Genomic DNA, 24854 nt, shown 5'->3' on the forward strand with positions numbered 1-24854 from the left:
CGGGCCGCCTCTTAATTGGAGCACCAGTATGATCGTTCGCAACATTGAAGAAGCCCGCCAAACTGATCGCTTAGTGACAGCCGAGAACGGAAACTGGGACAGCACGCGCCTGGTACTTGCAGGTGATGGTGGTAACTTTTCGTTCCACATTACGCGTATCTTCGAAGGCACCGAAACGCATATTCATTACAAGCATCACTATGAATCCGTTTATTGCATCGAAGGTGAAGGTGAGGTGGAAACCCTGGCAGATGGCAAAATCTGGCCGATCAAGCCCGGTGATATCTACATTCTTGACCAGCATGACGAGCATCTGCTGCGTGCTCATAAAACCATGCACCTGGCCTGCGTGTTCACGCCGCCAATCACCGGTAACGAAGTACACCGTGAAGATGGTTCCTACGCGCCGGCCGACGAATAAAACCGACGCTTAATACCGTCAGTGTGATAGACACAAAACAGCCTGCTGACCAGCAGGCTGTTTTACGTTGCCATCGAAGGCAAAGATGTCATCAGCGCTGGTCAGGGATCGACCTGTTCAAAGACCAGGGTAATTTCACCCAGTGTTAAACCAAATTTCGTCATGGCGGTCCGATTGATCAGTCGTCCGTCGGGTTGCAGGTACATCCAGTCATCCATGGTGAAGTTGATCGTCCTGTCGCCGATCGCCACATCCAGCGGGTAGTTCATGTGGAACGCATGACCGTATTGGCGGGCATCCACCGTCTCTTCGACGTCATTCGCCGTGCCTTCCCAGCGATGTTCATCGATACGCTCGAAGCGCCATACACGCCTGTCGGTCTCGCCATCGGCGAACACGAAGTCCTCATCCAGAATTAGCGTGCCGTTTTCAACACGACCGTCAATGGTCACGGTAAACCGGCGCTGAACTTCGCCGCTGTAATCCTGTACCATTCCCCAGGCGCGGGTTGTGCCGGTAAAATACTCGGCGATATCCAGACGCGGTTCGGTACCGGCGTAATCTTCGACATCGATACTTGAACAGCCTGCAAGGAAAGTGACCAGGAGGGCGAAAACGGCAGCTTGAACAGATATTTTCATTGTGCTTTCCCTATATGGATTGAGTGGTGGGTATAATAATTGTCGAAACTATCGCAGGAATCATGGTCAAAGCCAAGCCGTCCTTGAGTTCGCATAATATATATTATGTTAAATGTTGTGGGCTGACGGTGAAAACATCGTGCGGGTGTTGGACAACCGGTCTCACTACTCCTTATCATTCATCCTCTTATTGATAACGAGTGTCCATGTTATGCGTACAGGTGTTGTTTGGTTGATAGTAGGTTCGGCTGTTTTGATGACGGGTTGTGCGTTGCCGAAGCCTGCTCCCGAAGGACCCCCGCCCCTTGATGAAGCAGCATTCAACACGCGCATGGATAGGTTGCAGACCCAGTTGTCCCAGCAGTGCAGCGAGACGGCGTCCTTGCAGCAACGCCAGCTTGACAAGCAAGACGTCTTTACGGCCGATGTACGAGAAGTCGGCAGCCTGCTTCGCCTCCTGCGCAACGACGTGGAGCAACTGGATGCGCGCAACCAGGAATCCATTGTGGTTCGTGAAGAATGCAATGTTGAAAACGACCTGCTTGAAAATAAAACGCTGCTTGGCCGCAATGAATGGGTAGGATTACCGAGTATCGGTACCTACCTCCAGGCCCAAGTGGATTCAGGCGCCAATACATCATCACTATCTGCTCGTGACATCACGCCCTTTGAACGTGACGGTGAAGACTGGGTTCGCTTCAAGTTGGCGCTTAATGAAGAAGATGTTGTGGTCGAAAGTATCCGCGATGAGTGGATTGAAGCGCCTATCGAGCGCCGCGTCCGTATCGTACAGGCTTCCGGAGAAGAATCGCGCCTGGTAATTTCCTTGCTGTTAACCCTGGGGCCGCTCAGCGAAACTGTCGAGTTCACCCTTAGCGACCGCAGCCATCTGGACTACCCTGTTCTGCTCGGTCGGCGTTTCTTACTCGATATTGCCATTATCGATGTGGCAGAAACTTATCGCTTTGACCGGCCCGAGTTCCCCGGTGGTGAGCCCGCCGACCAAGCGGCTGACGATGAAGTTGCTGAGTCAGACGATAGCGAAGAATAACGACAGCCGCCTCTGTCACTTTTGAAAGGAATCTCAATGTCCCGGCTACCCTTTTATTTTATCGTCGGTTTATTGCTCGCAGCTGGCATTGCAATGAGCGTACATCGCCATCTGCAGTTTGAAATACCCTGGGTGCCAGGTGAGCAACGCCAGGTTTGGGAAATCGAAGCCGTCATTACCTTTGACGCCCAGGATGGCCCGGTAGAGGTTGATCTTGCACTACCGACCCAGCAGGCTGGGTATCGTATACTTACCGAGAACACGGCTTCTTCTGGCTACGGGCTGGCTTACCAGGCAAATGACGCGGGTCGGCGAGCGGAATGGACGATTCGCGAAGCTGATGGCGAACAGCAGCTGTATTATTCCGTGCAAATGCTGGTATCGCCCGACGCGCAAGCGCCGGTGCAGGCGGCCCCTGAACTGCCTCCCGCCGTCGAGTGGGAAAGCCCTTACGACTCGGCGGCTGAGCAGCTTATCGATGAAGCCTGGGAGCGAAGCGCCAATAACGCCACCTTTGCCCGCGAGTTGATTCGCGATGTGAACGGTGAGCGCCAGGATGAGAACGCCCGCCTTCTACTTGGCGAGATGGATCCTGCGCCGCTGGTGGTTCGCCTGCTTAACCAGGCGGAAGTGAAAGCCAGAGGCGTCAGCGGTTTGCTGCTTGAGGATGGGCGTCGGCGGCAAACACTGAGCACCTGGATTCAGGTATTCGATGAAAACGACGAGACATGGTCGCTTTTCCACCCCATTACCGGGGTCCAGGGCAAGCCAGACAACCTGTTGCTATGGGAAACCACCGGCGACGCTGTCCTGGAAGTACAAGGCGGGACAAACTCACGGGTCAGTTTCTCGATGATGACCCATTATCAGCCCGCTTCCGCGGCGGTCCGTAACCACAACTCCAACGATACGTTGCTGAACTTCTCGATTCACAGCCTCCCGCTGGAGGAACAGGCGCTATTTCAAACCATTCTGCTTATTCCGATTGGCGCCCTGGTCGTCGTCTTCCTGCGCGTACTGGTAGGCATCAAAACCTCGGGCACCTTCATGCCTGTACTGATTGCACTCGCCTTTATCCAGACCAGTCTGACAACCGGGTTGATTGGTTTTCTGCTGGTCGTGTCGGTAGGTCTGATAATCCGTAATTACCTGTCTTATCTAAACTTGTTATTAGTGGCCAGGGTCTCGGCGGTGATTATCACCGTCATTGCCATCATTTCGGTATTCTCGGTGCTGGCGTACCGAATGGGCTTGAACGCCGGGCTGACCATCACCTTCTTCCCAATGATCATTCTTGCCTGGACGATCGAGCGGATGTCGATCCTGTGGGAAGAAGAAGGTCCCAAGCAGGTCCTGATACAAGGGGGCGGCAGCCTGCTCACCGCCGTCATCGCCTTCCTGGCCATGAACAACCCATGGGTGCGCCACATCACCTTTAACTTCCTGGGGGTTCAGTTCATCTTGATGGCACTGATCCTGTTGCTGGGTAACTATACAGGTTATCGCCTGCTGGAACTGCGGCGCTTCAAGCCCATTACCGAGGAAGACAAGCCCTCATGAGCTGGCTGAGTAATTGGACATGGCCGTCGCAACTGCGTGACAAAGGCATTATCGGCATGAACCGGCGTAACATCCGCTATATCGGGCGTTACAATAACCGGCGTCTTTACCCGCTGGTGGATGACAAGCTGAAAACCAAGCTGTTGGCGCAACGATACGGGATTACCTCGCCGGCGTTAATCGGCACGGTGACGACCCAGTTTGGGGTCAAGCATATCGGCCAAATATTGTCAGGCCACCATGGATTTGTGATCAAACCGGCCAAAGGCAGCGGCGGCAAGGGAATTCTGGTCATTGAAAAGATCGAGGGCGATGATTTCATCAAGCCTAGCGGGGCACGCCTTTCGATCACCGATATCGAACGCCATGTGTCGAATATCCTGTCGGGGCTCTACTCGCTTGGCGGCTCACCCGACGTCGCCGTTGTCGAGACACTGATCAACTTTGATGAAAGCCTGATGGCCTACACCTACGAAGGCGTCCCTGATATTCGTGTCATCGTCTTTAAAGGCTACCCCGTCATGGCCATGATGCGGCTCTCGACGGCGGCATCGGATGGCAAGGCCAACCTGCACCAGGGAGCTGTCGGTGTGGGGCTTAACATGGCAACGGGCGCCGCCCTTCGCGGCGTGCAGTTTGACCGCCCCTGCTTTGTTCATCCGGATACCGGACACGACCTGGCAAGCCTGGTGGTCCCCCAGTGGGAAACGCTGCTTAATCTGGCCGCGGGTTGTTACGAAATGACCGGACTGGGCTACCTGGGAACCGACATGGTGCTCGACCGCCAGCATGGCCCGATGTTGCTTGAGCTTAATGCCCGCCCCGGGCTTGCCATCCAGATGACCAACGGTGAAGGCCTACGCCGCCGCCTGGACCTTATCGAACGTCAGCCCGATGGCGTGCCTGCCAAGAAGCGTGTGGCATTTGCGCAGCATCATTTTGCCCGCGTGAGTGAGTTGACTGACCCGGCTGACACGCCTCCAGCAAGCGCGTAAACTACTTTTAGAGCGTGAACTGCGCTCACCCTGGTCAACGAGACGTCTATGACACACGCCAATGTGCTATTACAACAGGCAGAATCCCAGTGCCATACGCGGGGCGTGCGCTTTACGCCTATTCGGCGCCGTGTGCTTGAATTGATCGCGCGTCATGGTGGCGGCTTAAAGGCCTATGACCTACTCGACAAGCTCTCCACAGAGCACGCGGCCGCTCGACCGCCGACGGTTTATCGTGCCCTTGAGTTTCTCATCGAGCAGGGACTGGTTCACCGCATCGAATCGCAAAACGCCTATGTTGCCTGCGCATGCCCGGAACACGCCCACGGCTTTCAGCTGCTTATCTGTCGGCAGTGTGGTTACGTGGAAGAACTCCACCTGGATGAAATCAGCGATCAACTGGCCGCACTCGCCCAGCGTCAAGGCTTCAATGTAGAGCGCCAGACCATAGAATTACAGGGGCTATGCCAGCGTTGCCAACCCCATGATGAGTCGTGAACATGTCCTCAGAAAATTCACTATTCAAAGACCTCGAGTCGGCATCCCCTGGGGATGCTCTTTGCTCTGTCACGGCGCTGCTCGATGCCGCCGCGTTTAATGCCGACGGCCTGATGCCTGCCATCGCCCAACAGCATGATACCGGCGAAGTGCTGATGATGGCCTGGATGAACCGCGACGCCCTGGAAGAAACGCTGCAAACGCAGCGGGTATGCTATTACTCGCGCTCAAGAGGCAAGTTATGGCGTAAAGGCGAGTCTTCCGGCCAACAGCAGCATCTGGTATCGGCAGCCCTCGACTGCGATGGCGACACGCTGTTGCTCCAGGTGGCGCAAACCGGGCCTGCCTGCCATACGGGGCGGCGTAGCTGCTTTTATCTGTCGCTTTCAAACGAAGGCGTGACGATCAACAGCGAACCACTTATTGACCCCGCCGAGCTCTACGCCAAGCCATCGCCATGAAGACTTGGCTTAATGGCGTGCGTTGGCTGCTCGGTCAGTGCCTGGTCATTATGGTGCGCATTTACCAATATACGTTAAGCCCCCTGCTCGGCCCACGCTGTCGCTTTTGGCCAAGCTGTTCCTCCTATGCCATCGAAGCCATCCAGGTACACGGACCGTTCAAAGGCAGCTGGATGGCCGCGAAGCGGCTTGTGAAATGCCACCCGGGCAGCGACGGTGGCATGGACCCCGTTCCCGGCGGGCGTAGTGAAGCCCTATGCCGGGAAGACAAAGACCATGCCGACGCTGTTGATCATCATCGCTCCCGGCGTGATTGTTAAGCGCTTTGCCGGGCAACCTGGTAAATACGCTCCAGCATGGCATGCAAGCCGTTGCTCCGCGTTGGCGACAAGTGTTTGTCCAGCCCCAGGTCCGTCATGAAATGCGGCTCTGTACTACGTACTTCTTCGGCGGTTCTTTCGCTGTAGATACGCAGCAGCACGGCAATCAACCCTGATACTATCGCCGCATCAGAGGTTGCCTTGAAGATCAGCATGTCGTCCTGCGCTTCGTGGTGCATCCACACGTTCGACTGACATCCCTGAATTTTAAACTCATCTGTTTTCCACTCGTCGGGGAAAGCGGGTAGCTGTTTGCCCATATCGATGATGTATTGATAACGGTCCATCCAGTTATCAAACATGTCGAACTCTTCGATCAGTTCCTGCTGGGCTAACTCGGCACCGGACGTGGTCATGGTGATTCCTTTAGCGTTGGTGTCACGAAATTTGGCCCATTATAACGTCTCAAGGTCGTCTTGGGTGGCTCTCGGCTCAATCTGATGGCGTTGCTGTTCCTGGTGCCACTCGATGGCTTCGTTGTGCAGATAGCGCGCGGTGGTATCCAGGCGCGAGTGGCGGGCGCTGTCGGCCAAATGCCGCAGGCTGATGCCTGCCTGGGCTTGATGGGTAATCGATGTATGGCGCAACCAGTGAGGCGTTGCCCGGCGCAACGCCTCAATGTAAACAGGGTTGCCATCAGCCGCTTCCAGTGCGCTGGCTGCTTCACTGAAAGTCTCACGTATCAGGCGATAAAGCTGGTTATGACCAATCCCTCGCTTCTTGTCCAGGGCGCGAATTAAGGGCGTATCGTCTTGATGTTCCGGCGTGGGCGAAAGCCCCAGGGCCTGCCGCCATTCGGCCAGACATTCCAGCATGTCAGCCGGGAGAGGAATGCGGGCAATCTTATTGCCCTTGCCGACGACGGACCACCACCAGCGCCCTTCGCTTCGCTCAAAGTCGCCCATACGGGCCTCGGCCATTTCACTCACCCTGGGGGCCAGCAGGTACGCAAAGCCAAAGATGAACCGTCGTCTGGCCACTTCGTAACGGTTGCGTTCGCCCTCCTCCGCTGGCTGGTTAAGCCACTGCCAGAGCCACTCCCATAACTCCCGCTCCAGGTAGCGCTCTATGCGCGGCGCCTGGTTGCTCATGCGGCGTGACTTATCGCGCATCAGGCGAAACGGATTGTGGCGCACCCACCCCGCTTCAACCAGCCAGCTGAACAACCCCTGAAGAATAACCAGGCTTTGCCGACGGCTGGCCGGTGAAAGTCCACCCCGGAAGGGGCGCCATTGTGGGTGATGCCGGGGCTTGGTAGGCCCCACCCAATAGGTATTTGGCTGTGGGTCGGCAAGAAACTGTTCGAAGTGACGCAGCATGTCACGGTTGACCTGGTCAAGCGTCAAGTTCTGGGTATTCAGCCACAACAGCAGGCGCTCGGCTTCCCGACGATAACACTTCCAGGTTTGCGGGCTTTCGTGGTATTCGGCGAGCCACGCCGCGACCGCCTCCACGTCCGTGCTGGCGGTAATGTGCGGCAACACGGGCGGGCCACCGAGCCTTTCCAGCGGCGATATCGGGTTGGCGATAGCGGTATTATCCCATGTTTCCATTGACGTCTCTTTATCCTCTCTCACCCTGCTATTTTTCCTCTTCCCTCTTCCCTCCTCCCCCTTCTCTCTCCTCATCTTCCTTCTTATTCGCGTCAGTTGCTGACAAGTGTGCCTTTTACTCTTTATAAATTCAAGATAATACGCGTAATCTTGAATTTATACGGTTTAAGATAAATAAATTACGTTTTACGTATTACGTAATATTGTCTTGTATCGCCAAGAGCGGGATAATCACGGTCATTCCAACCCTGCAAGGAGCCCGCCAATGGCACGCAGCGGCATTCAATACCAGGATGTACAACAGGCCATCGATACACTGCTTAGCCGAGGCGATACGCCTAGCGTTCAGCGCATTCGCGAAGTACTCGGTACGGGGAGCTTTACCACCATCAGCGAACACTTTCGCCAGTGGCGACTTGACCGGGAGCAGAACCGCGATATCCCTCCCCCCAAGGGCGTGCCGGAATCTGTGGTCAGTGCTGCCAGCGAACTATGGAAGGACGCCATGGAAGCGGCGCACGATGCGTTACGCCATTATCGCGAGGAAGCCGACCGCCAGGTCGAAGCGGCACAGCTCGAGGCCAACGAGGCCGACCAGCGGGCCGCCAATGCGGAGCAGCGTGAAAGCGCCCTGGCAGAATATCTGCGTCATACAGAGACGCGCGTCGAGGCGCTTAGCCGGGACCTGACGGCCAGCCAAGCGGATGAAGCGCAGTGGCGGACCCAGGCAAAGGAAGCACGTGACGCAGTGGGCAAATGGCAGGCCGCCCATGAACGCGCCCAGCAAGACATAGCCGAGCGCCAGGCACAGCATGCCGATCAACTCAGCCAACAGCAGGCCGAATGGCAGGCGCGCCTGACCCAGGAAGAGCAGCGCCATGAAGCTGCCGAAGACCGGTTGATGAGCCTGCTGGACAGCGCCCGACAGGAACGGGCACAGGAAGAAAGCGCCTACCAGCAACGTCTGAAACAGGCTGATAAACGTAACGAGGCGTTGGCCGAGGAGGTTAAAACGCTGGAAAAATCAATCCATCAGTATCAGTTGGAGGCACATGCCCAGCAGCAGGCTTATCAGCAGCTGCACACCGCAATGAAAGACCTTCAACAGCGCCACGACGAGGTGATCAAGAAGCTTGCCAGCGCAGAAACGGCGTTAGCCGAAGAAGCACGGCAACATGATGCTCGCGAAAAGGCCTGGCAGGAACAGCTTTGGTCCAGAATGGACGCCATGCAACGGCAGCTAACCGATCTGCCGACATCACTGGCGCGCGACCAGAATGGTGAGCACGAAGATAAAAATAGCCGTGACTAGACGGCTAGCGTCAATGGGCGCAGACGAAAAATGCCCAGCAGGAGCTGGGCATCATCATCTTGGCGGAACGCTATTGATTATCGATAGTAGGCGTTGGTGGTGTCCGAGTGGTCGGTCACATCGCGAATGCCGCCAAGCTCGGGAATACGCTCCATGAGCGTTTTTTCGACACCATCCTTGAGGGTCAGGTCGACGGCCGCACAACCCTGGCAGCCACCGCCGAAGGCCAGTACCGCCATGTTCTGCTCGGTCAGTTCGACCAGTTTGACTTCGCCGCCGTGAGAGGCCAGGCCAGGATTGATTTCGCTGTACAGGACATAGTTGACGCGGTCTTCCAGCGGACTGTCCGCGTTGACCTTGGGCATCTTGGCGTTTGGTGCCTTGATGGTCAGCTGGCCGCCCATGCGGTCGGCGTTAAAGTCGACCACGGCTTCCTCAAGGAACGCCAGGCTGTTCTTGTCGAGGAACACGTTGATCTTCTCGAGTTCCAGCTTTTCGTCAGTCGGCTCTTCTTCGCCCGGGCGGCAATAGGCCAAACACGTTTCGGCGTAGGGCGTGCCCGGCTGGGTGATGAAAATGCGCACAGCGATGCCCTCGACGTTCTGCTTTTCCAGCAATTCCGCCAGGTAATCCTGTGCACTGTTGGTAATATCAATACCTTGGGTATCGACCTTGGTTTCTGCTTCTGCTGTCGTGGTCATGAGGGCTGTTTTCCTCCCGTGGCAGTGGCGGCGCCACTTCACATGTCATTTTGTGCCTATGGTAAGCAAAACAGCGCGCCGACACAATCCCGACTGTTTTACTGGGCTATTTCCGGTGTATTGTTAATGGGGCCTATGGCATTCATAAACAATACATTGCTGCCCCGCCTGGCACCCTTTGTTATCATAGTGCGCCGTTGGTTCATTTGAACGGCGATTGCCGACGATAAAAAACCTTTTTTGACTGTGACGCTGGAGACATCCCCCTGCCATGGCTGCTAGTGATTTGATTGCCACCCTCTCCCAACGCCTGAATCAACGTATCCATATTCTGGATGGCGGCATGGGGACCATGTTGCAGAATGCCGAGCTGAGCGAGGAGGAGTTTCGTGGCCAGCGTTTCAGTGACTGGCCGTCGGACCTGAAAGGCAACAATGACTTGCTGGCACTGACCTGCCCCGACGTGGTGACCCGCATTCACCGCGATTATCTCGAGGCCGGTGCCGATATTATTGAAACCAACACCTTCAATAGTACCCGCCTCTCCCAGGCCGATTACGGCATGGAAGACATTGTGCCGGAGCTGAACCGCGAGTCGGCGCGGCTGGCCCGGGAAGTGTGTGACGCCGTTGCCGAAGAGACCGGGGTACCGCGGTATGTGGCGGGTGTGCTGGGGCCTACCTCGCGAACCGCGTCGCTGTCGCCGGATGTCAACGACCCCGCCAAGCGTAACGTCACCTTCAACGAGCTGCGCGACAATTACCTTGAAGCCGCTCAGGCGCTCATTGATGGCGGCGCCGACCTGATCATGATCGAGACCATCTTCGATACCCTGAATGCCAAGGCCGCCATCTACGCCCTCGAGGAACTATTCGAGACCCTGGGCAAGCGGTTGCCGGTCATGATCTCCGGCACCATCACCGATGCCTCCGGGCGAACGCTATCGGGACAAACCACCGAAGCCTTCTGGAATTCCGTTCGCCACGCCAACCCGTTTTCCGTGGGCCTTAACTGCGCGTTAGGGGCCGAAGAGCTGCGCCAGTACGTCGAAGAACTCTCCACCAAGGCTGATGCCTTTGTGTCGGCCCACCCCAACGCGGGCCTACCCAACGAATTTGGCGAATACGACCAAACGCCTGAAGAAATGGCAGCCATTGTCGGCGAGTTTGCGCAAAGCGGCCTAGTCAACATTATCGGCGGCTGTTGCGGCTCGACGCCCGAGCACATCCGCGCCATAGCCGAAGCCGTTCATGGTCTGCCGCCCCGCGAGGTGCCGGAACGCTCCCCCGCCTGCCGATTGTCGGGCCTGGAACCGTTCAACATCGAAGCCGACTCGCTGTTTGTGAATGTCGGCGAGCGCACCAATGTGACCGGCTCGGCGCGCTTCAAGCGGTTGATCGTGGAAGAAGATTTCACCACTGCGCTGGAAGTCGCGCTGGAGCAGGTGCAAAACGGCGCCCAGATCATCGATATCAACATGGATGAGGGCATGCTGGAGTCACAGGAAGCCATGGTGCGCTTTCTGAACCTGATCGCCGGTGAGCCCGACATTGCCCGCGTGCCCATCATGATCGACTCGTCCAAATGGGAAATCATCGAAGCCGGGCTTCAGTGCGTGCAGGGCAAGGCCGTGGTCAACTCCATTTCGCTCAAGGAAGGCGAAGAAGCTTTCCGCGAGCAGGCGACCAAGTGCCGCCGCTACGGGGCCGCCATCGTGGTGATGGCGTTCGACGAAGAAGGCCAGGCCGATACCTTCGCCCGCAAGACGGAGATCTGTGAGCGTGCCTACCGCCTGCTGGTGGATGAAATCGGTTTCCCGGCGGAAGATATCATCTTTGACCCCAATATTTTTGCCATTGCCACGGGGATTGAAGAGCATAACAACTACGCCGTTGATTTCATCGAGGCGTCCCAGTGGATTCGCGAACACCTGCCCCACGCCATGCTTTCCGGGGGCGTTTCCAACGTATCCTTCTCGTTCCGGGGCAATAATCCGGTACGCGAAGCGATTCACTCGGTCTTTCTGTACCACGCCATTCGTGCGGGCCTCACCATGGGGATCGTCAACGCGGGCCAGCTCGCCGTATACGATGACCTGCCTGCCGAACTGCGCGAAGCCGTTGAGGACGTGGTGCTCAACCGGCGCAGCGACGGCACCGAGCGCCTGCTGGAAATTGCCGATAACTATAAAGGCGATGGCAGCGGCGCGGCGAAAAAAGAAGACCTGGAATGGCGCAGCTGGCCGGTCAACAAGCGTATCGAACATGCCCTTGTCAAAGGCATTACCGCACACATCGAAGACGATACCGAACTGGCACGTGCCGAGGCGGAGCGCCCCATCGAGGTCATTGAAGGGCCCTTGATGGACGGCATGAACGTGGTCGGCGACCTGTTTGGCGCAGGCAAGATGTTCCTGCCCCAGGTGGTCAAATCCGCTCGGGTCATGAAGCAGGCCGTCGCCTACCTGATTCCCTACATCGAGGCCGAGAAAAGTGCTGACACCCAGGCCAAGGGCAAGATTGTCATGGCGACGGTCAAGGGTGATGTCCACGATATCGGCAAGAATATCGTCGGCGTGGTGCTTCAGTGCAACAACTACGAGGTTATTGACCTTGGCGTGATGGTGCCCACCGAGAAAATCCTCCAGGCCGCCAAGGATCACAACGCCGATATCATCGGGCTGTCCGGTTTGATCACACCGTCCCTGGATGAAATGGTTCACGTCGCCAAGGAAATGAAGCGTCGCGGCATGGACCTGCCGCTGCTGATTGGCGGTGCAACGACCTCGAAAGCGCATACGGCGGTTAAAATCGAACCCCAGTATGACCATCCGGTGATTTATGTGACCGATGCGTCCCGGGCCGTCGGGGTGGCCAGCCGGTTGCTTACCCCGTCCCTCAAGACGCCCTACATTGCCGAAATACGCGAAGAGTACGAAAAGGTTCGTGAACGCAATGCCAAGCGTCGCCCCAAAGCCGCCGACCTTGACTACACCCAGGCGCGCAAGCGGCGTTTCCGGACCGACTGGGCCAACTATACGCCGGTCAAACCTCACCAGTTGGGGCTGAATACCTTCGATAATTATCCGCTTGATGAGCTCGTCGAGCGGATCGATTGGACGCCCTTCTTCATGAGCTGGCAGTTGGCGGGTAAATACCCCAAGATTCTGGATGACAAGGTAGTTGGCGAGGCGGCTCGCAACCTGTTCGAAGATGCCCAGGTGATGCTGCGCAAGCTGCTTGACGAAAAGCGCGTCCAGGCAAGGGGCGTGATTGGCTTCTGGCCGGCGAATACCGTCGATGACGATGTCATTGAGGTCTACGCCGATGAATCCCGTACCGATGTCGTCGAACGGCTGCATCATATCCGTCAGCAGACCACCAAAGGACGCGACGGCATCTGCTACAGCCTGGCGGATTTCATCGCTCCCAAGGACAGCGGCAAAGCAGACTGGATTGGCGGCTTTGCGGTGACCACCGGGCACGGGGTCGATGAACTGGCCAAAGAATACGAAGCGGCGGGCGACGACTATAATGCCATCATGGTTCAGGCCCTCACCGACCGGTTGGCAGAAGCCTTTGCCGAGCGGATGCACGAGCGCGTACGCAAGGAATTCTGGGGCTACGTGCCCGAGGAGTCGCTCGATAATGACGCCTTGATTGCCGAGAAATACCAGGGCATCCGCCCCGCCCCCGGCTACCCGGCCTGCCCTGACCACACCGAGAAGGCAACGCTGTTCAGGATGCTTGACGCCACCGCCAATACCGGACTGGCGCTGACCGAAAACTTTGCCATGTGGCCTGCCGCGGCGGTATCTGGATGGTATTTCTCGCATCCGCAATCGAAATATTTTTCCACCGGCAAGATTACCCAGGATCAGGTCAAGGTATTGGCTGAACGAAAGCAAATGCCGCTTGAGGAAATGGAGCGCTGGCTGTCACCGGTGCTTTCCTACGACCCGAGCTGACTGTGCCCTACGTCGCCCACCGCCACGGCCTAGTGGTTCGTCTGGCTTGGCCGGTCATACTGGGCATGCTCTCGCAGAGCATGCTCAACCTTGTTGATGCTGCCCTGGTGGGCCGTCTAGGCGAAACGGCGCTGGCCGGTGTGGGGCTTGGCGGTTACGCCATGTTCATGATGACGGCACTGGTATTCGGCCTGTCCTCCAGCGTTCAATCCCAAACCGCCCAGCGGCTGGGCGCGGGGCATTCCGGCCTCGCCCGGCCGCTGCAGGCGGGGCTGTTGCTCGGTTTGGTCAGTGGTACATTGCTGACGCTGCTGGCATGGTGGCAGGCGCCTGCAATTATGCAGTGGCTCTCGCCGACCCCGGACGTTCACTCCGTGGCCGTCGATTATTTCCGCTGGCGAGTGCTGTCGCTGGCGGCGATTGCGCTCACCCTGTGCTTTCGCGGTTACTGGAATGGCCGTCAGTACACACGCCTGTATTTACGCATTATTGTGGCTGTCCATCTGCTTAACGTGGTGCTCAGCGCGGGATTGATTTTTGGCCTTGTCGGGCTTCCCGAGCTGGGAGCCAGTGGTGCAGGCGTTGCCACCACGCTGTCGGTAGGCGTGGGGCTGCTGCTCTGGATAGGCATCACCGCCCGCCACAGCAGTGCCCTGACCTGGGCCCAGTTACGACCTGAGGTGCCGGTGCTGAGAACCACTGCCCGGCTGGCGTTACCCCACTCGGCCCAGCAGCTTTGGTTTGCCGCTGGCTATGCCGTGCTTTTCTGGCTGCTCAGCCAGCTCGGCACCGCGAGTGTTGCCGTGGGGCACGTGCTGATCAACCTGTCGCTGTTGCTGATATTGCCGGGTGTCGGTGTCGGCGTTGCCGCGATGAGCCTGGTGGGTGAAGCTCTGGGCCGGGATGCCGAGCAAGAAGCCCACCGCTGGGGGCTGGACGCGCTCTGGGTGGCCGCGCTATTGCTGGTGATACTGGCCCTGCCCATGCTCTGGATGCCGGACAAACTGCTTGGCCTGTTTTTCAAGGCGCCAGAATTGATTAAGCTTGGCACGCTGCCCTTACAGTTGACGGGCCTGATGATGGTCATTGACGTCGCCGCGCTGGTACTCGCTCAAGCCCTGATGGGGGCGGGCGCCCAGCGAACCGTCATGCTGTTGACGCTGAGCCTGCAATGGCTGCTTTTTTTACCGCTGGCCTGGTGGGTCGGCGTTAGTCTGGGCTATGGGCTACTCGGCATTTGGCTAATGCAGCTGATGTATCGCATCATTAACTCAGCCGCGTTTTTCTGGATATGGCAACGCCGCCGCTGGGCGACGTCGCTAGCGTAAATACTGTCTCAAACACTGGCTCAAATACGGCTCTAAATACCATTTTGATATAAAAAGATAATTATATATTCTTTTGTAGAATATGATGCCCGCGTTATGGTGGCGACACTGATTCGTCCCGTTTCAACGTGACAACTTCGCTTTAGCAGGACCGTGCCCCATGTATCGTTATGATATTCATGACCAAACGCTGGTAGATGAGCGCGTCGCTCAATTCCGCGATCAAATGGATCGCTACCGCGACGGGCGTTTGGGAGAAGAAGAGTTTCGTCCACTGCGTTTGCAGAATGGCCTCTACATCCAGCGCCATGCCCCCATGCTGCGGATTGCGATCCCTTACGGCATGCTGGCTGGCCATCAGCTGCGGGCGCTCGGGGATATTACCCGTCGCTACGACCGCGGCTACGGCCACTTCACCACGCGGCAGAACCTGCAGCTCAACTGGCCTGCCCTGGAAGATGTGCCGGATATCCTGGCGGATCTGGCGAAAGTCCAGATGCACGCCATCCAGACCAGCGGCAACTGCATTCGCAATACCACCAGCGACCAGTTTGCCGGTATTGCCAACGATGAAGTGGAAGACCCGCGCCCCTGGTGCGAGCTGATCCGCCAGTGGTCGACGCTGCACCCTGAATTTGCCTATCTGCCGCGCAAGTTCAAGATCGCCGTCAGCGGTGCTTCCCAGGACCGCGCGGCCATCCAGGTTCACGATATCGGCCTGCGTCTGTGGTACAACGAGGCAGGCGAACTGCGCGTCAGAGTCCTTGCGGGTGGTGGTCTGGGCCGGACGCCGATGATCGGCGACGTGGTACGCGACGACCTGCCCTGGCAGCACCTGCTGACCTATCTGGAAGCGTGCGTCCGGGTGTACAACCAGTTCGGGCGTCGCGACAACAAGTTCAAGGCCCGGATAAAGATTCTGGTCAAGGCGCTGGGGATCGAAGAGTACCGCCGTCGCGTCGAGGAAGAGTGGGCGCATCTGAAAGATGGCCCTCAGACGCTCAATGCTGCCGCGGTCGAAGCCGCAAAGAGCCACTTCCCCGAGCCGGATCGTCGCACCGTGGATGAAACCGCGGTGGCAGCTTATGAGGGTCTTCGTCAGGAAAACCGTGGCTTTGCGCGTTTCGTGACCAATAACGTCACCGACCACAAGGTCTACGGTTATAAAGCCGTGACGCTATCGCTCAAGCGCCGCGAGCACGCCCCCGGCGATGTGACGGCTGACCAGATGGACGCCATCGCTGATCTTGCCGACCGCTACAGCTTCGGGGAAGTCCGCGTGACCCATGAGCAGAACCTGGTGCTCTCCGACGTCCCGGTGGACGAGCTGGAAGCCCTTTGGCAAGAGCTCGAAACGCTGGGCATGGCCAACCCGACGGTGGGTACGCTCAACGATATCATCTGCTGCCCTGGCGGCGATTACTGCAGCCTGGCCAATGCCGTGTCGATTCCCATCGCCCAGGCCTTGCAGGAACGCTTTGAAGACCTGGATTTCCTTTACGACCTGGGGCCGCTGGATCTGAATATTTCCGGCTGCATGAATGCCTGTGGCCACCACCACGTCGGCCATATCGGCATTCTGGGTGTCGATAAAAAGGGCGAGGAGTACTATCAGGTATCGATTGGCGGCAACTCGACCGACGATGCCTCATTGGGCAAGATTCTTGGCCCCTCGTTCTTCCGTGAAGACGTCCCAGGGGTTGTCGAGAAAGTGCTGGAAGTCTACGTGGCCCAGCGCCATGAAGATGAACGCTTCCTGGATACTTATCGCCGTATTGGACTGAAACCCTTCAAGGAGCGTGTTTATGCCGCCTAATGACAAGCAGGCCGAGGCGGTTGAGATGACGCCGGTTCATGCCGATCACCTGATCGCCAATGGCGAACTGGCGGCGGAAAACGCCTGGTGCGTGTCTTACGACGCAGAGGCGCTGCCCGAGCAGCGCCCTGCCTTTGTCCCCCTGGCGCTCTGGAAAGCGCATCAGGAAGACACCGAACTGGCACCGCTGCTGGCAAGCGATTGCGAACTGACGGTGAGCCTGGCGGATGAGCTCCGTTCGGCCCCGGCAATCGCCATTCACTTTCCGGCATTCACCGACGGCCGTGGCTACACCCTTGCTCGGTTGCTGCGCGAGCGCTTTGGCTATCAGGGCGAAGTGCGTGCGGTAGGCGATGTGCTGGTCGACCAGCTGGAATACATGCGCCGCTGTGGCTTTACCGCCATGGCGCTTCGCGATGACCAGCATCCCGAGGATGCCCTGCGGGCGCTGAGTTTTTTCAGCGTGCGCTACCAGCCGGATGTCGAAGAACGCCAGGCACTGTTTGAAAAACGTCTTAACGCTCACCATTGAGCACATCATAGCGAACCCGCCAAAGGGGCAGCCATGCGGCTGCCCCTTTTCGTTGACGGCTAATTCATGGCTGGCTAGCCACGACGTTTTTGCTGCCGTTCACGGTTGTTGGCTTTGGCGCGATCGCTCTTGCGTAGCATGACCCAGGTAGCCCCCAGCCCGCCTTCCGAGGGCTGGGCGGAGATATAGGCCTGTACTTCGTCAAACTGGATCAGCCATTTGCCAATATAGGAACGTAATACATTGGCGGGGCTGTCGATCTCACGCCCTCGACCGTGGACAATCAGTACCGAGCGCAGGTCGTGCGCGTAGGCATCCTGAATAAAAGGAAACACCAGCCTACGGCACTCGGCCAGAGGCCGCCTGAGCAGATGAAGCTGTGCCTGAACCGGGTAGCCGCCGTGCTTGAGTTTATGGACCACCCCCTGCTGGATCCCCTCGCGGCGGTACTCGATGGGGTCAAAGGGCGGTATCAGGTCGACAAAATCATCGGATAGAAAGTTGTGCTCATCAATCTCTGCTTCAGCGCGTTCGCGCCTTGCCAGCTGCGCCTCGGAAGGACGCTTGCGCGCATCACCGGTATCCGCCCGATTTTTCTGCGCTAGCGGCTTCACGTCGCCCACAAGCGCCCGAAAGTCGGTCTCATCACGAAGTGGCTGGTTCATGGCAGGCTCTCCGACAGGATATGGCTTTTATCCTACCAAACCCGCACCGATTGCTTAAGCGTCTTGTTACGCTTGTGTTCCACGCTGACGCACGCCACCCTACGCTTTCTGCCTGCTGCATAAGGAAACACCATGGCCTGGGTCAAACGCCTACTGGTGCTATGTGCAATACTGCTGCTGGGCCTTGCCGGGTGGCTGTGGCTGACCATGCTCAGCCCGTGGTTTTATGAGCGCCCCGACGATCTTGAGGATATCGAACAGCGCACACACCAGGTGTTTGTCTACGGCACGCTGCGCTATGCGCCGGTTCGCTGGGTGGTGATGGGCGGTTCGGGCGACCCTGAGCCAGCCACGCTTGAAGGCCATCAGCGCAACGGGCTTGATTTATCGCCTTCGCCTGGCAGCCAGGTGAAAGGGCTTCGCCTGAGCGTCACCGCCGATCAACTCGCTCGCCTGGATCGCTATGAACGCCTGGGGGTTCGCTACGAGCGGGTGGAGAAGCAGCTTGCCGATGGCACCCGTGCCTGGGTCTATCAGCGGCTACCCAATGCGCAGGGTACGCGTTTGTCGTTACCCGCTGCCCACATTGCTCTGGTACCCTAAGAGAATAATCTGCTTGGAGTGACTATGTCCGGTTCATTGCCCTATGTCTTGATACTTTATTATTCGCGCTCGGGTGCCACCGCCACCATGGCTCAGCAGATGGCTGCCGGCGTGGAGCAAGTGGCAGGCATCGAGGCGCGCCTGCGCACTGTGCCGCCGGTTTCCCCCACCTGCGAAGCAACATCGCCAGAGATTCCGGAGGAAGGTGCGATTTATGCCGAGCTCGACGACCTCCGTCACTGTAGCGGCCTGGCACTGGGCAGCCCGACCCGGTTTGGCAACATGGCATCACCGCTCAAATATTTCCTTGATACCACCAGCAGCCTTTGGATCAATGGCGCCCTGATCGACAAGCCGGCTACCGCCTTCACCTCGAGCTCGAGCCTGCATGGCGGGCAGGAAGCGACGCTGTTGACCATGCTGGTTCCGCTGCTCCACCACGGCATGGTCTACGCGGGCGTGCCCTATAGCGCCACCGAGCTGCTGGCCACACAGACCGGTGGCACGCCCTATGGGTCAAGCCACCTGGCAGGGCCACGGAGCGACCGCTCAGTCGATGAACACGAGCGCGCCTTGTGTGTCGCTCAGGGCAAGCGCCTGGCCAAACTGGCGCTGGCAATGCGGACAATGCGCGAGGAGGCGCCATGAAGCAGTGGCTGGAGCGCGTTGAGCAACGCCACGGCGTTGATCTTCTCACCTTTCGAGCGCGGCAATGGGTATTGGCAAGTTTTGGCCTGTTGCTGATAATGATGTTGTTGCGTGGTTTCATGGTCCAGGACGCGGCCTTCAGTTGGCGCCCCATGGCAGCCTTTGTGCTCCCTCTGGTCCTGTTTCTGCCTTCCATTATCGGAAGGCGTCCGCGGGGTCACGCCTGGTTGGCGTTTGTCAGCCTGCTGTATTTCAGCCAGGGCGTCATGGTGGCTACCCTTCCAGCACAAGCCCTGCGTGGCGTCGCCGAGGCCGTCCTGTCACTGGCTTTGTTTACCGGCTGCATGGCCTATGCGCGGTTCCGCAGCCGCCAAATACGTGCTCAGGGCTAATCAAGACTTGAGCTTTGTTACCACACCCGACACCATGTGAAAAATTCTTGATGGAGAGCCTAGCAATGGCACGCGACATAGCGGATATCAGGCGTGATTATGAAGGTGGCCTACTCGATGAATCCCAGGTCCCTGATGATCCCCTCGTGTTGTTTGATGAATGGTTCAGTCTGGCTATCGAGCAGGAAGGTAGGGACAGCAATGCCATGACGCTGGCAAGCGTCGACAGCCAGGGGCGCCCTCATGCGCGCGTGGTCCTGTTGAAAGGGTTCGACGATCGCGGCATGGTGTTTTACACCAATTATCATAGCCACAAGGGCAGTGAACTCAACAATGTGCCCTACGCAGCGCTTACCTTCTGGTGGCCATCGATTTCCCGCCAGGTACGCATTGAGGGCGCCGTCGAGCAGGTGGCCGCTGAAGAGTCCGACGCGTATTTCGCCAGCCGCCCACGTGGCAGCCAGCTAGGTGCCTGGATTGCCACCCAGAGCGTGGTGATACCCGACCGTAACTGGATTGAAGAGCGGCAGAAGCGTTTTGAGCAAGCCTATGAGGGGCAGGAAATTCCGCGTCCCAACCATTGGGGCGGCTACCGCGTGAATCCTGACATGATCGAATTCTGGCAGGGCCAACCCAGTCGCCTGCACGACCGCATACGCTATGAACGTCGCGAAGGCGGCGAGTGGAACTCTTTCCGCATGGCGCCCTGAAGATTCCCTCCGGCTGGCCAATGCAGCAGGCTGGCTGGCCATGGCTTGTACGCGTCTAGTCCGGCAGGCTTTCCAGCCGGTGGCGCTGCCACTCGCTTTCGGGCTCGTTGAGCCGCATGATGGCATCGATCACCTGCTCTTCCATGTTGTAACGGCAAGTGAAGCCCAGGTGCTTCATCAATGCCCGCATGGGATGATTATCCGGCATGATTTTACCCACCATTTCCAGGGTGCCAATGTGGGTGCAGTAGGCGATCATTTTCTTCATCAGCAGGCTGCCGATCCCCAAGCCCTGCATGTCGTCGCGAATAATGACCGAAAATTCCGTTCGAATGTTATCCGGGTCATTCCAGACACGCACCACCCCGAGCATCTCCTTGCTGCCATCATCACGCTGATGTTCGGCAATAAACGCCATCTGGCGGTCGTAATTGATGTGCGACAGCACCGACAGATCACGCTGGGTTAAATCCGACTTGTTATGAAAATAACGGAAGCGAATGCTTTCTTCGGAAAGCTGGCGGTGAAAGTTGGTAATCAAGGGCGCGTCTTCAGCACGAATCGGCCGCACCTCGACCTGCCAGCCGTTTTTCAGCGTCAGCCATTCACGCAGTTCTTCCGGGTAAGGCATGATGGCGAAGCGTGCCGGGGGGCCGAGGTCCATGGCAAAGTCGACGGCCAGCATGCCATCGCGGTTGAGCAGCAACGGGTTCAGTTCAAGCCCGCGCAGCTCGCCCAGGTCCGAGGCCATTTGCGACAGCTTTACCAGCAGCTGGCATAGGTGCTGGTTATCCCGGTCGGGGTCTGACGAGTGTTCGCGTATCAACGATGCCGCGTGGGTGCGATTGACCACATCCGCTGCCAGGCTCATGTTGAGAGGCGGTAAAGCGACTTGGCGGTCAGCGAGCACATTGACTTTATAGCCGCCAATGCCGAACACGATCAGCGGGCCGAATACCGGGTCTCGGGTAATGCCCGCGCACACCTGCATGGAATGTTTGCCGCGTTGCATGGGCTGCAGGCAGTATTCGTGAATCGCGTACTCGGGGTACTTTTCGTTCACCTTTTCGCCCAGTTGGCGAACGCCATCCGCCACCTGCTCGGGCGTTTCAAGATCCTGAAGCAGTCCCGCCGAGATCTTATGCGGGTGCTTGCGATAGCGATAAGGGCGGCAATTGCCCTCATGAACCACTTTAAGCGCTTTGGGACCTTCAATCTTTGCGGCAATGTCCAGCGCCTGTTCGGCACTGGTGAGGTAATAGCTGGTGGCTGCAGGAATGCCGTAAGCCTCGAGCACTTGGGCCGTTTCCGAGTGGCTTAACGTCTGACGGCCCTCCGCCTTCGCCTCACTGATCAATGTCCGGCACTCCGCACGAATCTCGGCGCTGGTGGAAAACGGCAGGCTGGGCGGTGTTTCCTGAAGCAACTGCTGAACGCGCTGGTAGTCCACCATATGCATGAAAGCTTTCACCGCCTTCTCGGGTGAAATATAGGTGGGAATACCGGCCAGGTTGCATTCGTGGCGGGCATTCAGCGCCTCCTTGAGCCCCATCCAACTGGTCAACAGATTGCGACGGAAGGCCTTGCGGTTGGCAATCAACGCTTGTGCGGTGACCAGCGAAGGCGCGAGGCGCGTTGGCGCATGCACCACGAGTACCGCATCCACATTGGCATCTGCGGCGACAATTTTCAGCGCTTCGACAAACCGCTCGGGGGTGGCGTTGCCGCCCAGGTCAACGGGGTTTTCACCGGGTTTGCTGAAATCGACCTGGCTTTGATGCAGCGCCTGCTGCGTTTCATCGCTGAACTCGGCCAGCTTGCCCCCGGCGCTGACCAGCTTGTCGATGGCCAGCATGGCAGGACCCAAACCGTTGGACACTACCGCCAGGCGGTCACCCCGCAAGGGTTTCATGCGCGAAAGCGTTTCCAGGGCATCCAGCAACTCGTCGGAGTCGTCGACACGCACTACCCCGGCGCGTGAGAAAGCCGCGTCAAACACGACATCGCGATTGGCAATACCCGGGGTCGGGGCCATGCCGGAAATATCCGAGGCAAAGGTTCGCCCGCTCTTGATCGCCAGCACGAGCCGGTTTCTCGAGGCGTCGCGTACCGCGGTCATGAAATGCTGCGCATCGGAAATCCGCTCGAGATGGAGCAGAATCGCCTGCGCTGGCGAAAACTGGTTCACGTAATCGATCAGATCCGGCAATAGCACATCAACACTATCACCCACGGTAATCAGGTGCGAAAACCCCACATCGCGCCCGGCCGCCCAATCGATCATGGCGTTGGCCAACATGCCTGACTGTCCAAGATACGCCACCCGGCCCGCCTTGACCGGCTGACTGGCATAGGAGGCGTTGAGTTTTTTTGCCGGCACGATCAGGCCCATGCACTCAGGCCCCAGCACACGGATGCCGGATTCTCGGGCAGCCCTCAACATGCGCTCGCGTATCGAGCCTTTATTGCCCGTATCGCGGTCCAGATAAGCGCCCCCGGACAGTACCAGGGCGGCTTTTACCCCAAACTTGCCCAACTGGTGGATCAATTTGGGCACCCCGTCAATGGGCGAGCAGATGATGGCGAGGTCAGGCACCTCAGGCAAGTCGTCAACGCGCTTGACACAAGGGTCACCGAAGACCTGATCATAGCCTTTCAGATTCACTGCCCAACGCTGCCCCTTGAATCCACCTTCATGGATATTGCGTAGGACCAGGCCCCCAAGCGACGCCGGGTTTTCGGACGCGCCAATGACGGCAAGCGTGCGGGGTTCAAAGAAATGGTGCAAAAAACGTGTGCTCACGTTTGCCTCTCCTGGAACGGTGCAGGGCGATGTAAGACTTATGGACACTGTCGCGTATCAGCGTCTCGCGATTAAGGTGATACCAGCTACCATGGAGCGCTTGAATGATCACTGCCTACCTTACCCACCCCGACTGTTCATTGCATCATATGGGGCCGGAACATCCTGAAAACCCTCAGCGACTGGAAGCGATTCGAGCGCGTCTAGCATTATCGGGATTATTACAGCAAACCATGCAGGCCGATGCCAAGGAAGCGGATGACGCGGCACTCAACCGGGTGCACGCCACGCGTCATCTTGACGCCCTTAGCAAATGCCTGCCCGAGCAAGGCATCGTATCGCTTGATGGCGACACCTTGATGAACCCGGACAGCCTGAAAGCGGCTCGTTTTGCTGCCGGTGCGGTGGTCAAAGGGGTCGACCAGGTCTTCAAGCGCCAAGCCGACAACGTATTTTGCGCAGTTCGCCCGCCCGGGCATCATGCCGAAGCCGCCGAGGCGATGGGGTTTTGCTTTTACAACAACATTGCCGTCGGCGCGGCCTATGCAAGGGAACGTTACGGTGCCCAGCGTATTGCCATACTGGATTTTGACGTCCACCAGTGCAACGGCACGATCGATATTTTCAAGAATGACCCCGATGTGCTGATCTGTACCAGCTTCCAGTATCCCTTCTACCCATGGCGATATTTACGTAGCGAATGGCAAAACGTGGTCAATACGCCCTTGGAAGTCGGCACGCAAGGCGCCGAATTCCGTCGCCTGATTGAGAGCCAATGGCTACCGGCGCTGCACCGCTTCAAGCCTGATCTGGTGATGATATCCGCCGGGTTCGATGCCCACCGCGATGACCCCATGGGCGATGTGTGTCTGGCAGACGAGGACTTCTACTGGGTCACGCACATGGCGATGGAAATTGCCACCCTGTATGCCGATAACCGCCTGGTTTCCTCGTTAGAGGGTGGGTATAACCCGACCTCGCTGGCAAGTGGCGTGGAAGCACACCTGAGAGCCTTGCTAGGCTTGCCCTTTGCTTTGGGCTAACCACAGGGCCACGTATCGATTCCACAAGCAAGGGCCACCGTGGCGCTGTCTTTCAGTGCGCGCAGGGAAGGCCCGAGCTAAACCGATATAATGCCAGATAAAGTCTCAAAGCCAGAAAAGCCTTAAAGACAGTTGGTGGGTTTGGGAAGTCCCGCAATACGCGCTACCACCTTGGCGGTACTGCCAGGAAAGAGCCGCATCAGATAAATCGAACGGCCTTTGTCACTACCCAGCGCCTGCTGAGTGGCTTTGACGAGCGGCCGCATCGCCGGTGCCATTTCGTAACGGCGATAGAAACCGCGCGCCAAGTGGATGATTTCCCAGTGTTCGGACGTCAATTCGATACCTTCATCGTCGGCCAACTGGGTCGCCACCGCTTCCGACCAGTCACTCATGTCGACGAGATACCCTTCTGGATCCAGCGTTACGTTAGCCTCGGTGTTCTCCATCAGTGTACTCACTGTTGCCTATCAGCTGTTCAATACCAGGTGACCGACTGTCGATGTTGCTCGGTCAGCGCTACGAACCCGTCCATATCCACCGTTGACAACCCATGGGTTGCCGCGATGCTTGAGAGCCCTCTGGCGACGAGGTCTTCTTCAAGCAAAAATACCGCGTAGTCATTCTGCGTCCAGCAGTGTAGATCCGGGTCAAGCGCCGCCGTCACGCCTGCCTCGGTCAGCAACAGCGTATCCCCCGCCTGAATGGCCTGCTCGACCTGCTGGGCGACCTCGCTCGTGGGTGGGGTTGTCAAAATATGCAGGATCATGAAAC

25 protein-coding genes are annotated in these 24854 nt (G+C 57.9%); 17 read left to right on the forward strand and 8 right to left on the reverse strand.

The window, feature by feature from the left end; genetic code table 11:
- Positions 1–28 precede the first annotated feature (28 nt).
- Positions 29–421, forward strand: a complete 393-nt coding sequence (locus NH395_RS02810; RefSeq protein ID WP_092828462.1) for an ectoine synthase — start codon at positions 29–31, stop codon at positions 419–421.
- 101 nt (positions 422–522) lie between these two features.
- Here the strand turns inward: NH395_RS02810 and NH395_RS02815 are convergent, their stop codons facing one another.
- A complete protein-coding gene (locus NH395_RS02815; protein ID WP_253022258.1) occupies positions 523–1062 on the reverse strand; it encodes a DUF3833 domain-containing protein in 540 nt (179 codons plus the stop codon).
- A 211-nt stretch (positions 1063–1273) separates the two neighbouring features.
- Here NH395_RS02815 and NH395_RS02820 point away from each other — a divergent pair, with 211 nt between their 5' ends.
- Genes NH395_RS02820 through yidD form a run of 6 tightly spaced genes read left to right on the forward strand, consistent with a single transcriptional unit; the run spans position 1274 to position 5947 of the window.
- On the forward strand, positions 1274–2113 hold the full coding sequence (locus NH395_RS02820) for an ATP-dependent zinc protease (protein WP_253022260.1): 840 nt from the start codon (positions 1274–1276) through the stop codon (positions 2111–2113).
- 36 nt (positions 2114–2149) lie between these two features.
- Positions 2150–3673 (forward strand): inactive transglutaminase family protein, encoded by a 1524-nt coding sequence (locus NH395_RS02825; RefSeq protein WP_253022262.1) that lies wholly within the window; start codon positions 2150–2152, stop codon positions 3671–3673.
- Positions 3670–4668, forward strand: coding sequence for an alpha-L-glutamate ligase-like protein (locus NH395_RS02830; protein ID WP_253022264.1), 999 nt, complete (start codon positions 3670–3672; stop codon positions 4666–4668). Before NH395_RS02825 ends, NH395_RS02830 begins: the two co-directional genes overlap by 4 nt.
- Before the next feature lie 48 nt (positions 4669–4716).
- A complete protein-coding gene (locus tag NH395_RS02835; protein WP_066320569.1) occupies positions 4717–5166 on the forward strand; it encodes a transcriptional repressor in 450 nt (149 codons plus the stop codon).
- Between the two features lie 2 nt (positions 5167–5168).
- A complete protein-coding gene (hisI, locus tag NH395_RS02840; protein WP_253022266.1) occupies positions 5169–5627 on the forward strand; it encodes a phosphoribosyl-AMP cyclohydrolase in 459 nt (152 codons plus the stop codon).
- On the forward strand, positions 5624–5947 hold the full coding sequence (gene yidD / locus NH395_RS02845) for a membrane protein insertion efficiency factor YidD (RefSeq protein ID WP_253022268.1): 324 nt from the start codon (positions 5624–5626) through the stop codon (positions 5945–5947). Before hisI ends, yidD begins: the two co-directional genes overlap by 4 nt.
- On the opposite strand, the gene NH395_RS02850 is transcribed toward yidD, so the two are convergent.
- The gene (locus tag NH395_RS02850; protein WP_253022270.1) at positions 5944–6363 is read right to left on the reverse strand and encodes a SufE family protein; all 420 of its coding nucleotides are present in this window, start codon (positions 6361–6363) and stop codon (positions 5944–5946) included. The two genes, yidD and NH395_RS02850, sit on opposite strands and share 4 nt — an antisense overlap.
- Positions 6364–6402: 39 nt before the next feature.
- Entirely contained in the window at positions 6403–7560 is a 1158-nt protein-coding gene (locus NH395_RS02855) for a site-specific integrase (RefSeq protein ID WP_253022272.1), read from the reverse strand.
- A gap of 265 nt (positions 7561–7825) precedes the next feature.
- Between NH395_RS02855 and NH395_RS02860 the strand changes: the two genes are divergently transcribed.
- Positions 7826–8872 carry a DNA-binding protein gene (locus NH395_RS02860; protein ID WP_253022274.1) on the forward strand — a complete coding sequence of 349 codons (1047 nt, stop codon included), beginning with the start codon at positions 7826–7828 and terminating at the stop codon, positions 8870–8872.
- 77 nt (positions 8873–8949) lie between these two features.
- On the opposite strand, the gene nfuA is transcribed toward NH395_RS02860, so the two are convergent.
- Positions 8950–9573 carry a Fe-S biogenesis protein NfuA gene (gene nfuA, locus NH395_RS02865; protein ID WP_066320581.1) on the reverse strand — a complete coding sequence of 208 codons (624 nt, stop codon included), beginning with the start codon at positions 9571–9573 and terminating at the stop codon, positions 8950–8952.
- Positions 9574–9844: 271 nt separating this feature from the next.
- On the opposite strand from nfuA, the gene metH reads away from it, so the two are divergent.
- From metH to NH395_RS02885, 4 genes are all read left to right on the forward strand, one after another.
- A complete protein-coding gene (metH, locus tag NH395_RS02870; RefSeq protein WP_253022276.1) occupies positions 9845–13540 on the forward strand; it encodes a methionine synthase in 3696 nt (1231 codons plus the stop codon).
- Between the two features lie 2 nt (positions 13541–13542).
- On the forward strand, positions 13543–14868 hold the full coding sequence (locus NH395_RS02875) for an MATE family efflux transporter (protein WP_253022278.1): 1326 nt from the start codon (positions 13543–13545) through the stop codon (positions 14866–14868).
- 160 nt (positions 14869–15028) lie between these two features.
- Positions 15029–16684 carry a nitrite/sulfite reductase gene (locus NH395_RS02880; RefSeq protein WP_253022280.1) on the forward strand — a complete coding sequence of 552 codons (1656 nt, stop codon included), beginning with the start codon at positions 15029–15031 and terminating at the stop codon, positions 16682–16684.
- A complete protein-coding gene (locus tag NH395_RS02885) occupies positions 16674–17216 on the forward strand; it encodes a DUF934 domain-containing protein (protein ID WP_253022282.1) in 543 nt (180 codons plus the stop codon). The genes NH395_RS02880 and NH395_RS02885 overlap by 11 nt, the downstream gene beginning before the upstream one ends.
- Before the next feature lie 74 nt (positions 17217–17290).
- On the opposite strand, the gene smrA is transcribed toward NH395_RS02885, so the two are convergent.
- Positions 17291–17881 carry a DNA endonuclease SmrA gene (gene smrA / locus NH395_RS02890; RefSeq protein WP_253022284.1) on the reverse strand — a complete coding sequence of 197 codons (591 nt, stop codon included), beginning with the start codon at positions 17879–17881 and terminating at the stop codon, positions 17291–17293.
- A 132-nt stretch (positions 17882–18013) separates the two neighbouring features.
- On the opposite strand from smrA, the gene NH395_RS02895 reads away from it, so the two are divergent.
- The 4 genes from NH395_RS02895 to pdxH all read left to right on the forward strand — a co-directional run bounded on the left by NH395_RS02895 (position 18014) and on the right by pdxH (position 20234).
- Positions 18014–18484: a gamma-glutamylcyclotransferase family protein gene (locus NH395_RS02895; RefSeq protein WP_253022286.1), complete on the forward strand. Its 471-nt coding sequence runs from the start codon at positions 18014–18016 to the stop codon at positions 18482–18484.
- 24 nt (positions 18485–18508) lie between these two features.
- On the forward strand, positions 18509–19132 hold the full coding sequence (gene wrbA, locus NH395_RS02900) for an NAD(P)H:quinone oxidoreductase (protein ID WP_066320591.1): 624 nt from the start codon (positions 18509–18511) through the stop codon (positions 19130–19132).
- Positions 19129–19524 carry a DUF2069 domain-containing protein gene (locus tag NH395_RS02905; protein WP_092828490.1) on the forward strand — a complete coding sequence of 132 codons (396 nt, stop codon included), beginning with the start codon at positions 19129–19131 and terminating at the stop codon, positions 19522–19524. Before wrbA ends, NH395_RS02905 begins: the two co-directional genes overlap by 4 nt.
- 65 nt (positions 19525–19589) lie before the next feature.
- Complete coding sequence (gene pdxH / locus NH395_RS02910) at positions 19590–20234, forward strand: pyridoxamine 5'-phosphate oxidase (protein WP_253022288.1); 645 nt, start codon at positions 19590–19592, stop codon at positions 20232–20234.
- A gap of 55 nt (positions 20235–20289) precedes the next feature.
- Here pdxH and NH395_RS02915 read toward each other — a convergent pair whose 3' ends face one another.
- Positions 20290–23037 (reverse strand): bifunctional acetate--CoA ligase family protein/GNAT family N-acetyltransferase, encoded by a 2748-nt coding sequence (locus tag NH395_RS02915; RefSeq protein WP_253022290.1) that lies wholly within the window; start codon positions 23035–23037, stop codon positions 20290–20292.
- 104 nt (positions 23038–23141) lie between these two features.
- On the opposite strand from NH395_RS02915, the gene NH395_RS02920 reads away from it, so the two are divergent.
- Positions 23142–24080 carry a histone deacetylase family protein gene (locus tag NH395_RS02920; protein ID WP_092828496.1) on the forward strand — a complete coding sequence of 313 codons (939 nt, stop codon included), beginning with the start codon at positions 23142–23144 and terminating at the stop codon, positions 24078–24080.
- 122 nt (positions 24081–24202) lie between these two features.
- On the opposite strand, the gene NH395_RS02925 is transcribed toward NH395_RS02920, so the two are convergent.
- The gene (locus NH395_RS02925) at positions 24203–24529 is read right to left on the reverse strand and encodes a TusE/DsrC/DsvC family sulfur relay protein (RefSeq protein WP_253022291.1); all 327 of its coding nucleotides are present in this window, start codon (positions 24527–24529) and stop codon (positions 24203–24205) included.
- A gap of 29 nt (positions 24530–24558) precedes the next feature.
- A complete protein-coding gene (gene tusB, locus NH395_RS02930) occupies positions 24559–24849 on the reverse strand; it encodes a sulfurtransferase complex subunit TusB (RefSeq protein ID WP_253022293.1) in 291 nt (96 codons plus the stop codon).
- Positions 24850–24854: the final 5 nt, after the last annotated feature.

This window comes from Halomonas sp. Mc5H-6, from assembly GCF_024124705.1.
Taxonomy (GTDB): domain Bacteria; phylum Pseudomonadota; class Gammaproteobacteria; order Pseudomonadales; family Halomonadaceae; genus Vreelandella; species Vreelandella subterranea.

Coding starts and splice junctions, on each gene's coding strand:
- NH395_RS02810 (WP_092828462.1), top strand. CDS start 29: ATGATCGTTCGCAACATTGAAGAAGCCCGCCAAACTGATCGCTTAGTG.
- NH395_RS02815 (WP_253022258.1), bottom strand. CDS start 1,062: ATGAAAATATCTGTTCAAGCTGCCGTTTTCGCCCTCCTGGTCACTTTC.
- NH395_RS02820 (WP_253022260.1), top strand. CDS start 1,274: ATGCGTACAGGTGTTGTTTGGTTGATAGTAGGTTCGGCTGTTTTGATG.
- NH395_RS02825 (WP_253022262.1), top strand. CDS start 2,150: ATGTCCCGGCTACCCTTTTATTTTATCGTCGGTTTATTGCTCGCAGCT.
- NH395_RS02830 (WP_253022264.1), top strand. CDS start 3,670: ATGAGCTGGCTGAGTAATTGGACATGGCCGTCGCAACTGCGTGACAAA.
- NH395_RS02835 (WP_066320569.1), top strand. CDS start 4,717: ATGACACACGCCAATGTGCTATTACAACAGGCAGAATCCCAGTGCCAT.
- hisI (WP_253022266.1), top strand. CDS start 5,169: ATGTCCTCAGAAAATTCACTATTCAAAGACCTCGAGTCGGCATCCCCT.
- yidD (WP_253022268.1), top strand. CDS start 5,624: ATGAAGACTTGGCTTAATGGCGTGCGTTGGCTGCTCGGTCAGTGCCTG.
- NH395_RS02850 (WP_253022270.1), bottom strand. CDS start 6,363: ATGACCACGTCCGGTGCCGAGTTAGCCCAGCAGGAACTGATCGAAGAG.
- NH395_RS02855 (WP_253022272.1), bottom strand. CDS start 7,560: ATGGAAACATGGGATAATACCGCTATCGCCAACCCGATATCGCCGCTG.
- NH395_RS02860 (WP_253022274.1), top strand. CDS start 7,826: ATGGCACGCAGCGGCATTCAATACCAGGATGTACAACAGGCCATCGAT.
- nfuA (WP_066320581.1), bottom strand. CDS start 9,573: ATGACCACGACAGCAGAAGCAGAAACCAAGGTCGATACCCAAGGTATT.
- metH (WP_253022276.1), top strand. CDS start 9,845: ATGGCTGCTAGTGATTTGATTGCCACCCTCTCCCAACGCCTGAATCAA.
- NH395_RS02880 (WP_253022280.1), top strand. CDS start 15,029: ATGTATCGTTATGATATTCATGACCAAACGCTGGTAGATGAGCGCGTC.
- NH395_RS02885 (WP_253022282.1), top strand. CDS start 16,674: ATGCCGCCTAATGACAAGCAGGCCGAGGCGGTTGAGATGACGCCGGTT.
- smrA (WP_253022284.1), bottom strand. CDS start 17,881: ATGAACCAGCCACTTCGTGATGAGACCGACTTTCGGGCGCTTGTGGGC.
- NH395_RS02895 (WP_253022286.1), top strand. CDS start 18,014: ATGGCCTGGGTCAAACGCCTACTGGTGCTATGTGCAATACTGCTGCTG.
- wrbA (WP_066320591.1), top strand. CDS start 18,509: ATGTCCGGTTCATTGCCCTATGTCTTGATACTTTATTATTCGCGCTCG.
- NH395_RS02905 (WP_092828490.1), top strand. CDS start 19,129: ATGAAGCAGTGGCTGGAGCGCGTTGAGCAACGCCACGGCGTTGATCTT.
- pdxH (WP_253022288.1), top strand. CDS start 19,590: ATGGCACGCGACATAGCGGATATCAGGCGTGATTATGAAGGTGGCCTA.
- NH395_RS02920 (WP_092828496.1), top strand. CDS start 23,142: ATGATCACTGCCTACCTTACCCACCCCGACTGTTCATTGCATCATATG.
- NH395_RS02925 (WP_253022291.1), bottom strand. CDS start 24,529: ATGGAGAACACCGAGGCTAACGTAACGCTGGATCCAGAAGGGTATCTC.
- tusB (WP_253022293.1), bottom strand. CDS start 24,849: ATGATCCTGCATATTTTGACAACCCCACCCACGAGCGAGGTCGCCCAG.